At 68.4% G+C, this 13,441-nt stretch carries 11 protein-coding genes; 2 read left to right on the top strand and 9 right to left on the bottom strand.

Features of this window, described 5'->3' with window-relative positions:
- Positions 1-2: 2 nt before the first annotated feature.
- The 4 genes from BLQ28_RS16345 to BLQ28_RS16360 all read right to left on the bottom strand — a co-directional run bounded on the left by BLQ28_RS16345 (position 3) and on the right by BLQ28_RS16360 (position 4,201).
- On the bottom strand, positions 3-566 hold the full coding sequence (locus tag BLQ28_RS16345) for a histidine phosphatase family protein (protein WP_093241249.1): 564 nt from the start codon (positions 564-566) through the stop codon (positions 3-5).
- Positions 563-1,357, bottom strand: a complete 795-nt coding sequence (locus tag BLQ28_RS16350) for an adenosylcobinamide-GDP ribazoletransferase (RefSeq protein ID WP_093241252.1) — start codon at positions 1,355-1,357, stop codon at positions 563-565. The genes BLQ28_RS16345 and BLQ28_RS16350 overlap by 4 nt, the downstream gene beginning before the upstream one ends.
- Before the next feature lie 340 nt (positions 1,358-1,697).
- Positions 1,698-2,744 carry a nicotinate-nucleotide--dimethylbenzimidazole phosphoribosyltransferase gene (gene cobT, locus BLQ28_RS16355; protein ID WP_093241255.1) on the bottom strand — a complete coding sequence of 349 codons (1,047 nt, stop codon included), beginning with the start codon at positions 2,742-2,744 and terminating at the stop codon, positions 1,698-1,700.
- Entirely contained in the window at positions 2,741-4,201 is a 1,461-nt protein-coding gene (locus tag BLQ28_RS16360; protein ID WP_093241768.1) for a cobyric acid synthase, read from the bottom strand. The genes cobT and BLQ28_RS16360 overlap by 4 nt, the downstream gene beginning before the upstream one ends.
- 87 nt (positions 4,202-4,288) lie before the next feature.
- Here BLQ28_RS16360 and BLQ28_RS16365 point away from each other — a divergent pair, with 87 nt between their 5' ends.
- Positions 4,289-4,516 (top strand): hypothetical protein, encoded by a 228-nt coding sequence (locus BLQ28_RS16365; protein ID WP_093241258.1) that lies wholly within the window; start codon positions 4,289-4,291, stop codon positions 4,514-4,516.
- Between the two features lie 70 nt (positions 4,517-4,586).
- On the opposite strand, the gene BLQ28_RS16370 is transcribed toward BLQ28_RS16365, so the two are convergent.
- From BLQ28_RS16370 to BLQ28_RS16385, 4 genes are all read right to left on the bottom strand, one after another.
- On the bottom strand, positions 4,587-6,080 hold the full coding sequence (locus tag BLQ28_RS16370) for an efflux transporter outer membrane subunit (RefSeq protein ID WP_093241260.1): 1,494 nt from the start codon (positions 6,078-6,080) through the stop codon (positions 4,587-4,589).
- A gap of 24 nt (positions 6,081-6,104) precedes the next feature.
- The gene (locus tag BLQ28_RS16375; RefSeq protein ID WP_093241263.1) at positions 6,105-9,380 is read right to left on the bottom strand and encodes an efflux RND transporter permease subunit; all 3,276 of its coding nucleotides are present in this window, start codon (positions 9,378-9,380) and stop codon (positions 6,105-6,107) included.
- Positions 9,381-9,420: 40 nt separating this feature from the next.
- On the bottom strand, positions 9,421-10,671 hold the full coding sequence (locus BLQ28_RS16380; protein WP_093241266.1) for an efflux RND transporter periplasmic adaptor subunit: 1,251 nt from the start codon (positions 10,669-10,671) through the stop codon (positions 9,421-9,423).
- 147 nt (positions 10,672-10,818) lie between these two features.
- Positions 10,819-11,703 carry an alpha/beta hydrolase gene (locus BLQ28_RS16385; protein ID WP_093241269.1) on the bottom strand — a complete coding sequence of 295 codons (885 nt, stop codon included), beginning with the start codon at positions 11,701-11,703 and terminating at the stop codon, positions 10,819-10,821.
- A 237-nt stretch (positions 11,704-11,940) separates the two neighbouring features.
- Between BLQ28_RS16385 and BLQ28_RS16390 the strand changes: the two genes are divergently transcribed.
- Positions 11,941-12,855, top strand: a complete 915-nt coding sequence (locus BLQ28_RS16390; protein ID WP_093241272.1) for a LysR family transcriptional regulator — start codon at positions 11,941-11,943, stop codon at positions 12,853-12,855.
- A gap of 45 nt (positions 12,856-12,900) precedes the next feature.
- On the opposite strand, the gene BLQ28_RS16395 is transcribed toward BLQ28_RS16390, so the two are convergent.
- Positions 12,901-13,365 (bottom strand): OsmC family protein, encoded by a 465-nt coding sequence (locus BLQ28_RS16395; RefSeq protein ID WP_093241275.1) that lies wholly within the window; start codon positions 13,363-13,365, stop codon positions 12,901-12,903.
- Between the last annotated feature and the right edge of the window lie 76 nt (positions 13,366-13,441).

Genomic DNA, 13,441 nt, shown 5'->3' on the forward strand with positions numbered 1-13,441 from the left:
CGTCAGGCGACTGGCGTGTTGCCGAAAGTCAGCCAGCCGCCGAACGGCATTTCGTCCGCAGGCCAATCGGCGGCGGTTTCAACGCAACGAACACCGCGCTGCAGCAGCGACACCGCGCGCAACACGCCGGCATGCGTGACCCACAGTGCATCGCCCTTTGCCGCACGCCATTCGTCGTGCGCATCGGCCACGCGCTGCATGAAGACGCGCACGCTTTCACCGTGAGAACCGGCGCGCGCATCGGCGAAATCGGCGGTCCAGGCTTCGAAGTCTTCGCGCGGGATCGCGGACCACGGGCGCCCTTCCCAGGCGCCGAAGTTCATCTCGGCCAGGCGCGCGTCGTGGCGCAGTTGCAGGTCCGGGCGCAGGGCCACGATGACATTGGCCAGCGCGACACAACGCCGCAGCGGCGAACTCAGCAGCACGATGCCGACCGGCAGCAAGGGTGCGATGCGCTGCGCCGCGGCCTGCGTGGCGTCCGCATGGGCTTCGAGGTCCGTGGCGCCGTAGCAAAGGCCGGGTTCGGCCACCACGGGCGCATGACGCTGGAGCCAGAGCGTGCTCATGCCCGCCACGCCAGAACGAGGTAGATCGCCAGCTCGCACACCTGTTGTGTCGCGCCCAGGCCATCGCCAGTGAAGCCCTGCAGGCGCCGCATGAAGAGCCGAGCCATCCAGCCTGCGGCCAGTGCCGCCACCACCAGCGCCGCCGCCACGTGAACGGGGTCATGCGCGTACAGCAGAAGCGCCACAGCGGGAATCGACCACACCACGGCCATCGCCAGCGCGCCACGGCTGATGGCGTCGGCCAGGGGCTTGGCCTTGCTCGCCCCGCTGTCGCCCACATAGGGGAGCCATCGGATCAGGAACAGCGGTGCCAGCCGCGACAGCACATGCGCACCGACGATGGCAACCGCCACAGCCGTCAACCCGCGCCCAGCCAGCGTGGCGAGCAGCGCGAACTTCAGGCCCAGTGCCAGCACCAGCGCCACCGTGCCGAAGGCGCCGATGCGCGAGTCCTTCATGATTTCGAGCGCCCGATCGCGGTTGGCGGAGCCGCCGAGGCCATCAGCCACGTCGGCGAGGCCGTCCTCATGGAAGGCACCGGTCAGCATCACGGTGGCGACGGTGCTCAGCACGGCGGCGACGAGCGCTCCCGCTGTACCCGCCAGCCCCATGCCCACGCCAACGAAAACCGCTGCAGCCACTCCGCCCACCAGCCATCCGATGCCCGGCAGGTGCGCCGCGCTCGCGCGCAGCATCTGCGGGCTGAAGCCGACCCAGGTTGCGAGCGCGCCCGTCACCGGTACGCGCGTGAAGAACTGCAACGCGAGCAGGAAATGGCGAACGCCGTTCATCGTTTCTGTCTCTTCAGGCGCGTGGTGGTTGCCTCGGTGCGGGGGCATTCGGGGCGCGTGCGAATGACACCGGGTGGTCCCCTCCGCGAATGTCCCCCGGGGCTGCGCCCCTCCTCCTTTATTTCACTGCGGGGACCACCCGGTGCCATGCGCACAGGGCACGCTGCCGGTTCGCGCCGATCAACCAGTGCTCTGAAAACGCTTGCGCCGGCGGTGTGCTCTGCGCAGCGAAATAAAGGAGGAGCGCAGCGGGGGACATTCGCGGAGCAGAGCACACCGTCGGCGCGAGCGCGCCCCGAATGCCCTCGCCCCCCAACGCGACAGGCAAGAAACCCAGCCGTCATGCCTTGCGCGACACACCCGCCGCCTCGAAGCTCGCCATCTCGCGCAGGATGCGGCAGGCCGATTCAAGCAGTGGCCACGCCAGCGCGCCGCCCGAGCCTTCGCCCAGGCGCAGGTCGAGGTTGAGCAGCGGCTCCAGCCCCAGCCACTCCAGCAGCAGCAGGTGCCCCGGCTCCGCCGAGCAATGGGCCGCGACGCAGCGCTGCGCCACGGAGGGCTGCAGCGCCTGTGCCACCAGCACGGCCGCGCTGGCGATGAAGCCGTCGACCACGATCACGCGCCGTTCCTGCGCCGCCTGCAGCACCGCACCGACCAGCGTGGCGATCTCGAAGCCGCCGAAAGCCGCCAGCGCATCGAGCGGCGCGGTTGCGGATGCATGCAATGCGAGCACCTGGCGCAGCACCTCGCGCTTGCGCGCCAGGCCCGCCGCATCGAGGCCGGTACCGATGCCGATGCAGTCGTTGATGTTCAGGCCGCCCAGCCGCGACAGCAGCAATGCCGCCGACGAGCTGTTGCCGATGCCCATTTCGCCCAGCAGCAAGGCATTGCCCGGCAGCGCACGCACCACCTCGCGGCCGTTGGCGATGGCCTGGGCGCATTGCTCGGGCGTCATGGCGGGGCCGGTGGATGCGTCGGCGGTGCCTGCGGCAATGCGCCGCTGCACCAGCCCCGGCCGGGGCTGGAAGTCGCGCGCCACGCCGCAATCGACCACGGTCAGCGCCAGCCCGTGCTGGCGTGCCAGCACGCTGACGGCCGCGCCGCCGGCCAGGAAGTTCTCGACCATCTGCCAGGTGACGTCGCTCGGGTACGCCGAGACGCCGCGCGCCGCCAGCCCGTGGTCGCCGGCACACACCAGCATCTGCGGGGCATCGAGCACGGGCGCTTCGCTCCCCAAAATCAGGCCGATGCGCAGCGCCAGCGTTTCGAGCCGGCCGAGCGCGCCCAGCGGCTTGGTCTTGTTGTCGATCGCGCTTTGCAGCCGGGCCGCGAGCGCGGCGTCGACGATGTCGGGAATGGTGGGGATCAGGTCGTTGTTGTCGGTCATGCAATCAGTCCGGCCAGCACGCCGGCGTCGAAGTGGGTGTCGATGAAGTCGGCCAGGCCGTCGAAGGTGGCGTCGAGCGTGGGCGCCGTGGCGCCGAACAACGCATGCAATGCGCCAGCATCCTCGAACAGGCCGTGCAGGTAAAGGCCCAGCACGTTGCCGCGCGTGTTCTGCCACGCCAGCCCCTCGGGCATGACGGGGCGGCCATCGTTCGCCATCTGGGGGTGCGCGGCGGTCTGGCCGTGGTGGATCTCGTAGCCCGCCACCGGCACGCCGGACAGCGCGGCCCAGTCGCCGGTCAGCTCGCCGAAGGTGGCGGCGCGGTGGCGCACGGTTTTCTCGCGCTCGAACACCGTCACCAGCGGCAGCAGGCCGAGCCCCGGGGCGTTGCCGTCGATGCCGTGGGGGTCGACCAACGCCTCGCCCAGCATCTGCAGGCCGCCGCAGATGCCCAGCACCGCGCCGCCACGCTCGGCGTGGGCGGCCACGGCGCGGTCGAGCCCCTGCGCGCGCAGCCAGGCCAGGTCGCCGCTGGTGTGCTTGGAACCGGGCAGAACGATCCAGTCGGCGCCGGCCACGTCGGCCGGCGTACGGGCCCAGACGAGGCGCACGCCCGGCACGTTCTTCAGGGCCTGGAATTCGTCGAGGTTGCTGATGCGCGGATAGGCCACCACTGCCACGGTGCGGGTGACGGTGCCGCTGCTACGGCTGCGGTCGTCGAACACGCCGTCTTCCTCGGGCAGGCCGTGCTGCCACCACATCGGCAGCGTGGCGACGGTGGGCACGCCGGTCAGCTCCTGCAGTTGCTGCGGCGCGGGGGCCAGCAGCGAGGCGTCGCCGCGAAACTTGTTGAGCACGAAGCCGCGCAGCAGCGCACGGTCGGCCTCGGGCAGCAGCGCCCAGGTGCCGTACAGGTGGGCAAAGGCGCCGCCGCGGTCGATGTCGGTCGCCAGCAGGCAGCGGGCCTGGGCATGGCGGGCGATGCGCATGTTGACGATGTCGCTGGCCATCAGGTTGATTTCGGCCGGCGAGCCCGCGCCTTCGATCACGACCACGTCGTTCTCGGCGCGCAACTCGTCGAGCGCCTGCGCGATCTGCGGCCAGACGCGCTCGCTGCGGCCGCGCCAGGGCAAGGTCGAGAGTTCTTCGCTCACCTGCCCCATCAGCACCACCTGGCTGTGGGTGTCGCGCTCGGGCTTGAGCAGCAGCGGGTTCATGCGGACCTCGGGCACGGCATTCGCGGCCAGGGCCTGGAAGTACTGGGCGCTGCCGATCTCGCCGCCGTCGACCACGCGCGCGTTGTTGCTCATGTTCTGCGCCTTGAAGGGCGCCACCTTGAGGCCCTGCCGCGCATACCAGCGGCACAGCGCCGTGGCCAGCCAGCTCTTGCCGGCCCCGCTGGTGGTGCCCAGGACCATGACGCAACGCGCCGGCCCGCTCTTTGCCTTTGAACTCATCGGCGAATTGTCGTTGAGCGCCACCGGTGAATCCAAAGCCATCGTTGGTGCGTACATGCGCCAACATCCAACTTTGCAACCTGACCCATGCCTGCCCTGAACGATCTGGCGATTGCCGTCGAGGAACGCGAACCGGGCCAGTTCTTCTGGACCGTGCTCGAAGCCCTCCACGGCGACGAAGCCTCCGAAACCCTGGACTACCGGGTCTACCGCTCGGCGACCAGGCCGCAGGCCAGCCATTCGAGTGCCCTGGCCCTGGGCGTGCTGGAGCTGCAAAAAATAAGCGCCGCCGCAGACCCGGCCAGTCACGGCTGAATCTGCGGCGGCGCAAGGCCGCATGGCTGCGGCTTTCAGGCTTTCAAACTGAAACTCTGGCTTTTCCTTCTCAGCGCGTGGCAACCGCCTGCGTCGCCGCGGCGGGTGCCGAAGCCGTGGCAGCGGCCGCAGGAACCTCCCAGCCACCGCCGATGGCACGGATCAACCCGACCGCCGCCTGGTATTGCGCCGACTTCACCTGCAGTGCCTGGCGCCGGTTGCGCAGTTCGCTGCGGCGGGCGTCGAGCAGGTCGAGCTGGCTGATGTAGCCGTTGCGATAGCGCGTGTCCGACAAGCTCGTGGCACGCTGGGCCGACGTGACGGCCTGCGCCTGCACCACCGATTGCTCCTGCAGCGTGCGGATGGCGGCCAGTTGGTCTTCGACCTCCTGGAAGGCCACCAGCACCTGCGAGCGGTAGCTGGCCAGCGCGCCGTCGAGCTGCGCGTTGGCGCCCTGCACGCCCGCCTCGCGGCGGCCGCCGTCGAAGATCGGCAGCGACAGCAGCGCGCCCACGCCCCACGAGCGGGCCGACCACTTGAACAGGTCGCCGATCTCGGGCGAGGCATAGCCGGCGGCGCCGGTGAGCGAGATGTCCGGGAACCACGCGGCCTGCGCCACGCCGACACGGGCCTGCGCCGCCAGCACCGCACTCTGCGCGGCCGACACGTCGGGCCGGCGCGTCAGCACCGTGGCGGGCACGCCCGGCGGAATGGACGGCAGCGCCGTGGCCCATTCGTCGGTGCGCAGGCCGAAGCTGGAGGCCGAATCGCCCACCAGCACCGCGAGCGCGTGCTCCACCTGGGCGCGCTGGCGGTCGAGCGCCAATGCGTCCGATTCGGTGGACGACACCTCGGTCTGCACCCGCGCCACATCCAGCTCGGCGATGTCGCCGGCCTGCTCGCGACGCTGCGACAGGCGCAGCGTGTCGCGGTAGGCCTCGACCTGCTCGCGCACCAGGGCGCGCTCGGCGTCGAGCGCGCGCAGTTGCAGGTAGGTCTGCGCCACCTCGGCCTGCACCGCGAGCCGGGTGCTTTGCAGCAGCGCCTCGCGGCCGGCCGCGTCGAGCTGGGCCGCGTTGCTGGCGCCCGAGAGGCGGCCGAACAGGTCCAGCTCGTACGAGAAGGTCGCGCCCGCGTTGGTCATGGTGGCCGGCCGGGTGCTGGCCGTGGCCTTGTCCAGGCCCGCGCCACGGTTGGCACCGGCGTTCAGGCCGATCTGCGGCAGGCGGTCGGCGTTGGCGCTGCGCGCCAGCGCGCGGGCCTCGGCCAGCCGCGCAGCTGCGGCCTGGATGTTGTTGTTGCTGACGTCGGCCTTCTCGACCAGGCCATTGAGCACCGGGTCGTTGAACGCCAGCCACCAGGCACCGCGGGCCTGCGCCTCGGAAGGCACGGCGCGCGTGAAGCCCGCGGGCGGCGTGGGGCCCTGCTCCTTGAACTGCGCCGTGGTCGTGATCTCGGGCAGGCCCGAAGGCACGGTGGCACAGCCGGCCAGCACCAGGGCGGCCATCAGCGGCAGCAACGCGGTCCGAAGAGGCTTCACCAAAGGTTGTACTGAGAATTTCATGATTCGCTTTCTTCTCGTTCTCGATCAGTCATGCGAGCCGTGCGAGGGGCGCGGCGACGCAGGCACCGGGTGCAGGCCGCCACCGCCCGAGCCGCCGTGGGCCGGAGCCACCGGATGGTCGGCCGACACGAAGTCGTCGCCATGCGGCACTTCGCCATGCAGCTTGAGCGGCCGGTTGCCCGCCAGGCGGCGCAGCAGCACGTAGAACACCGGCGTCAGGAACAGGCCGAAGGCCGTCACGCCGATCATTCCGGCGAACACCGCCACGCCCATGGCCTTGCGCATCTCGGAACCCGCGCCGGTCGACAGCACGAGGGGCAGCACGCCCATCACGAAGGCCAGCGAGGTCATGAGAATCGGGCGCAGGCGCAGGCGGCTGGCTTCGATGGCCGCTTGTATCGGCGTTCTGCCGGCGAATTCGAGCTCCCGTGCGAACTCCACGATCAGAATCGCGTTCTTCGCACTCAGCCCCACCAGCACGATCAACCCGATCTGCGTGAAGACGTTGTTGTCGCCTCCCGAGATCCACACGCCCGTCATCGCGGCCATGATGCCCATGGGCACGATCAGGATGATCGCGATCGGCAGCGTCAGGCTCTCGTATTGCGCGGCGAGCACCAGGAACACCAGCAGGATGGCCAGCGGGAACACCAGGAAGGCGGAGTTGCCGGCCAGGATCTCCTGGTAGGTCAGCTCGGTCCACTCGAAGCTCACGCCCTTGGGCAGCGTCTCGGCCGCGATCTTGGTGATCGCGTCCTGTGCCTGGCCCGACGAATAGCCGGGGGCCGGACCACCGTTGATGTCGGCGGCCAGATAGCCGTTGTAGCGCATGGCACGTTCCGGGCCGAAGGTCGAATTGACCTTCATCAGCGCGGCCAGCGGCACCATCTCGCCCGAGGTCGAGCGCACTTTCAGCAGGCCCACGTCTTCGGCACGGGCGCGGTAAGGCGCATCGGCCTGGACGCGCACGGAGTACGTGCGGCCGAACTTGTTGAAGTCGTTGGCGTACAGGCTACCCAGGTAGATCTGCATCGTGTCGAAGATGTCCGTCACCGGCACGCCGAGCTGGCGGGCCTTGGTGCGGTCGATGTCGGCATACAGCTGCGGCACGTTGACCTGCCAGCTCGTGAACATGCCGGCCAGCTCGGGCGCCTGCTGTGCCTTGGCCATGAAGGCTTTCACTGCCGCGTCCATCTGTTCGTAGCCCACCGATGCGCGGTCTTCCAGCTGCAGCTTGAAGCCGCCCGTGGTGCCCAGGCCCGCCACCGGTGGCGGCGGAAACATCACGATGAACGCGTCCTGGATGCCGGCGAAGGCACCATTGAGCTGACCCGCCACGGCACCGCCGCTCTGGTCGGGGCGCTTGCGCTGATCGAAGGGCTTCAGCATGGCGAACACGATGCCCGAATTCGAGCTGTTGGTGAAGCCGTTGATCGACAGGCCCGGGAAGGCGAGTGTGCTTTCCACGTTCGGGTTCTGCTTCATGATCTCGCCCATGCGCTGGATCACTTCGTCGGTGCGGTCGAGCGTGGCGCCGTCAGGCAACTGCGCGAAACCGATCAGGTACTGCTTGTCCTGCGCCGGCACGAAGCCGCCGGGCACCGCCTTGAAAAGGCCGAAGGTCACGGCGATCAGTGCGACGTAGATCGCGAGCATCAGCGCCTTGCGCGAGATCACGCGCTTGACGCCGCCGCTGTAGGCCTCGGAGCCGCGATGGAAGAAGCGGTTGAAGCCGCGGAACAGCCAGCCGAAAGCCTTGTCCATGCCGCGCGTCAGCGCGTCCTTGGGCTGGTCGTGGCGGCGCAGCAGCAAGGCGGCGAGTGCAGGCGACAGCGTGAGCGAGTTGATCGCCGAGATCACCGTCGAGATCGCGATGGTCACCGCGAACTGGCGATAGAACTGGCCCGTGAGGCCGCTGATGAAAGCCAGCGGCACGAACACGGCCACCAGCACCAGCGCGATGGCGATGATGGGGCCCGACACTTCACGCATCGCTCGGTACGTTGCTTCACGCGGCGTGAGCCCCGCCTCGATGTTGCGCTCGACGTTCTCCACCACCACGATGGCGTCGTCCACCACGATGCCGATGGCCAGCACCAGCCCGAACAGGCTCAGCGCGTTGATCGAGAAACCGAGGATGTGCAGCACCGCGAAGGTACCGATCACCGACACCGGCACGGCCAGCAGCGGAATGATCGACGCGCGCCACGTCTGCAGGAACAGGATGACCACGAGCACCACCAGCATGATGGCTTCGAGCAGCGTGTGGATCACCGATTCGATCGACGCACGCACGAACTGCGTCGGGTCGTACGCGATCCGGTATTCCAGGCCTTCGGGCATGTTCTTGTTGAGCTCGGCCATGGTCTTGCGCACGTTCGACGAGATGTCGAGCGCGTTGGAGCCCGGTGCCTGGAACACGCCCATGCCGACGGCCGGGTCGTTGTTGAGCAGCGAACGCAGCGAGTAGTCGGCGGCGCCCATTTCGAGGCGGCCGATGTCGCGAAGACGCGTGACGGCGCCGTCGGTGCCGCTCTTGACGATGATGTCGCCGAACTCTTCTTCGCTCTGCAGGCGCCCTTGCGCATTGATCGACAGCTGCATGTCCACGCCTGAGTTGCCTGGCGAAGCGCCGACCACGCCGGCCGCGGCTTGCACGTTCTGGCCGCGGATCGCAGCCACCACGTCGCTCGCCGAGAGGCCGCGCTGCGCGACCTTCTGCGGGTCGAGCCAGACGCGCATCGAGTAGTCGCCGCCGCCGAAGATCTGCACCTGGCCCACGCCTTCGATGCGCGCGAGCGGGTCCTTCACGTTCAGCACCGCGTAGTTGCGCAGGTAGTTGATGTCGTAGCGGTTGTTCGGCGAAACGAGGTGGACCACCATCGTCAAGTCAGGGGCGCTCTTGACGGTCGTGATGCCCAGGCGCCGCACTTCTTCGGGCAGGCGCGGCTCGGCTTGCGAGACGCGGTTCTGCACCAGTTGCTGTGCCTTGTCGGGATCGGTGCCCAGGCGGAAGGTGACGGTGAGCGTCAGCACGCCGTCGGTCGTTGCCTGGCTGCCCATGTAGAGCATGCCTTCGACGCCGTTGATCTGCTCTTCGAGCGGGGTGGCCACGGTTTCGGCGATCACCTTCGGATTGGCACCGGGGTACTGGGCGCGCACCACCACCGAAGGCGGCGCGACTTCCGGGTACTCCGAGATCGGCAGCCCGCGCAGCGCGATCAGGCCGGCTATCAGCATCAATAGCGACAGCACGCCGGCAAAGATCGGCCGGTCGATGAAGAATTTAGAAAGATTCATGTTGGTTCTCCGGTGAGCGCGGGTGCGCTCCCCTCCGGTTTCAGGACTTCGCGGCCTCGGCCACGCGTTCCGGTTGTTGTTGCTTCGTGTCGGCCTTGGCGTCCATGGTCACTTGCTGCGGCACCACCAGCGCACCCGGGCGGATGTGCTGCAGGCCGTTGACCACGATGCGGTCGCCCGCCTTCAGGCCCTTGCTCACGACGCGCAGGCCGTTGATGGAAGCGCCCAGCGCCACTTCGCGGTAGGCGGCCTTGTTGTCGTCACCCACGACCATCACGAACTTCTTGTTCTGGTCGGTGCCGATGGCGCGTTCGCTCACGAGCAGCGCCGTGTCGTTGCGTGCCTGGCCCATGCGGATGCGGGCGAACTGGCCGGGGATGAGCGAGCCGTCCTTGTTGTCGAACGAGGCACGCACGCGCACCGTGCCGCTCTTGGCGTCGACCTGGTTGTCGATCAGCTGCAGCTTGCCGGTGTAGGGCGTGCCGTCGAGGCCGGCGGTGCCCATCTGCACGGGAATGGTGTCGATCTGGCCGCGTGCGCTGGAGCCGCTCGGCAGGTCTTTCAGGGCCCGCGTGATGACTTGCTCGTCGGCGTCGAAGCTCGCGTAGATCGGGCTCACCGACACCAGCGTGGTCAGCACTGGTGCACCCGGACCGGCCGCCACCAGGTTGCCCACCGTCACCTCGATCTTGCCGATGCGGCCCGACACCGGGGCGCGCACTTGCGTGTAGCCCAGGCTCAGGCGCGCGGTCTGCAGCGAGGCTTGCGCCGCACGCAGGTTGGCTTCGGCTTCGCGGCCGGCGTTCACACGCTCGTCGTATTCGCGCTGGGCGATGGCCTTGTCGTCCCACAGGCGCTTGGCACGCTCCTGCTCGCTGCGGCTGAACGACTGGCGGGCCTGCGCCGATGCCACTTGCGCTTCGGCACGCTCGACCTCGGCCGCGTACGGCGCGGGGTCGATGGTGACCAGCAGGTCGCCCTGCTTGACCAGCGCGCCTTCGCGGAAATGCACCGACTGCACCGCCCCCGCCACGCGGGATCGCACGTCGACGCGCTCGACGGCTTCGAGCCGGCCCGAGAACTCGTCCCAGGCATTGATCTCGCTCGACGCCACGATGGCCACCGACACCGGGGTGCCCTGCTGCGCAGCCACCGGCGCCGTGGCCTCGGCCTTGAAGCTGTGCATGCCCAGCACGGCGGCCGCCACGGCCAGCAGCGCGGTCACGCCCGTGACGGCGGGCCAGAGGCCCTTGCGGGCCACGGAAGAGAGCTTTTGCTTGTTGTTCGACATGATGGTTCGTCCTTCTCGATGACTTTTGGGATGCAACAGGCCACCCCGGCGCTTTTCGGCACCGGGAGGCGGATTTCGGGGAAAAAGAGGCCCTTGCACGCTGCCGCGCTGGCAGCGTGTCAATCAGGCAGCCTGGGCGGGCTGGAACTAGCTGGGGTGGTTGGGCGCCGCAGGAGGCGGCGTGGTCGCACTGAAGAATTCGCGGAAGTGCTGTTGCACCGTCGCTTCACAGGCCACACAGCCGGTGTTTTCGGTGTCGTACAGCGCCTTCGGCCAATCGGTGGCACTGGGCAGCACGCTGCTCGTGACCTCGATGCCGGCGGCGCGCAGGCGGCCCGCGAAGGTCAGGGCCTCGTCGCGCATGGCGTCGTCCGTGCCAACCAGCACCAGCGCGGGCGCCAGGGCCGACAGCCGCAGCGATCCGCTCGGCACCGCGTAGGGGTGCGTGGCATTCGAGGGGCAGCTGAGGTACTTCTCCCAGCCCGTGGCCCAGCGGCATTCGGGCGCATCGTTGGTGGCCTTGCGCAGCGAGGCCGTACCGGCGCACGGATCGAGCATGGGCGACAGCAGGATCTGGCCTGCCAACGGCGGATGCGCGCGGTCGCGGGCGATGAGCGCCACTGCGGCAGCGAGGTTGCCGCCGGCTTCTTCGCCAGCCAGGTACACCTGCGCACCCTTGCCACCGAGCTTGACGCGTTGCTTGTAGAGCCATTCGAGGGCGGCATAGCCGACTTCGATCGGTTCCGGGAAAGGCGACTCGGGCGCCAGCGGGTATGCCAGCGAGACCACCACTGCACCCGAACCCGCCAGCAGCCGCGCCACGTTGCGACCGTTGTCCAGGTTGCCGCAAATGAAGGTGCCACCATGGAAGTGCAGCACCAGCGGCACCGTTTCACCCCGGGCACGCTGCCCATAGACACGCGCACCGACCGGCGCGCGGCCGGGCAACTCGATCGACAGATCGGCTTCCACGCCTTGTGCCGCGGCGAGAGCAGCAGCTTCGGCAGAGCGGGACGATGGAGCGGGTGACATGGGCGACCTCAGGGGAATGGGCGATGGTTGAAATATAAGTCGCCCACTGTGCCGTTAAACAGGGAACATGCCCCTACTCTGTTTCCAAACAGCTAACAATCGGATGCACATCGGGTCGGTTTGGCACCCGGCGTCCGTGCGGCAAGGTCTCCCTTCGAACGGGTCTTAGGGGATTACCCGCTTATGTGAGAATCCGCTCCCCCCGGTGTGGGCCGGGTATCCCAGAACAGGCATTCAATGGATCAAATCCAGGCCATGCGGATCTTTGTCCGCGTCGTGGAAGCCGGCACATTCACCCGGGCCGCCGACTCGCTCGCCCTGCCCAAGGGCACGGTCACCAAGCAGATCCAGGCGCTGGAATCGCGCCTGCGGGTGAAGCTGCTCAACCGCACGACGCGCCGCGTCACGGTCACGCCCGACGGCGCGGCCTACTTCGAGCGGGCGGCGCGCCTGCTGAACGACTTCGACGACATGGAAGCCAGCATGACGAATGCGCAGGCCAGCCCCACGGGGCGGTTGCGCATCGACGTGGGCACCTCGGTGGCGCAGCAGATCATCCTGCCCGCCCTGGCCACCTTCTGCGACCGCTACCCCGACATCCAGGTCGACCTGGGCGTGAGCGACCGCACGGTGGACCTGATCAGCGACAACGTCGACTGCGTGCTGCGCGCCGGCGAACTCAGCGACCAGTCGCTGGTGGCGCGCCGCATCGGCACGCTGCACTTCGTCACCGTGGCGTCGCCGGCCTACATCAAGCGCTACGGCACGCCGCAGCATCCGAACGACATCGAGAAGCGCCACCACGTGGTGAGCTACTTCTCGGGCACCACGCGGCGCGTGTACCCGCACGAGTTCCAGAAGGGCGACGAGCGCATCGAGCTGAACGGCCCCTACCGCGTGTCGGTCAACGAAAGCAATGCCCACATGGCGGCGGTGCTCGGCGGCTTCGGCATTTCGCAGTGCATCACCTTCATGGCCGATCCGCTGCTGGAAAGCGGCGCGCTGGTCGAGGTGCTGTCCGACTGGACCCGCGAGCCATTGCCGATCCACGTGGTCTACCCGCCCAACCGCCACCTGAGCGCCAAGGTGCGGGCCTTCGTCGACTGGGCGGCCGAGCTGTTCGCCAAGAACCCGCGCCTGCAGCGCCGCTGAATCCGCCTGCACGCGGCCTGCAAGGGCCGCAGCCGGTCAAGGGTCTCAGTAAACCGGCTCGCAGCGCACCTCGGTCTTCACCGAGTTGGCGATGAAGCACTCTTCATGCGCCCGATGGTGCATCTGGTCGATCTGCTCGCGCGTCGGCATGTTCGCGCCCGAGAACGTCACCTGCGGCCGGAGCGTGACCACGGTCATCGCGGTCTTGCCCTCGGCGTTCTTCTCCATCACGCCGATGGCCGCATCGAAGTAGCGGTCGACGACGAACTTGCGCTTCACCGCCATGGTGAGAAACCACAGCATGTGGCAGTTCGACAGCGAGGCGACGAACATCTCTTCCGGATCGACGGCCGACGCATCGGACATCGGCAGCGGCACCACGTGCGGCGACGAAGAACCCGGCACTTCCGCGCCACCGTCGAAGCGCAGCGAGTGCCGCCTGCTGTAGGTGTTGCCGAGAAAATCCTGCTCGCCTCGCTGCCAGAGGATTTCTGCGGTGTACTGGGCCATGGATTGCGCTCCGACGCGTTGGGGGAGCGCAATTTTGCGCCACGGCCGCACCATGGCGATGCCCGGGGCGGCCCAG

It is taken from the genome of Variovorax sp. EL159 (assembly GCF_900100965.1).
Classification (GTDB): Bacteria; Pseudomonadota; Gammaproteobacteria; order Burkholderiales; family Burkholderiaceae_C; genus Variovorax.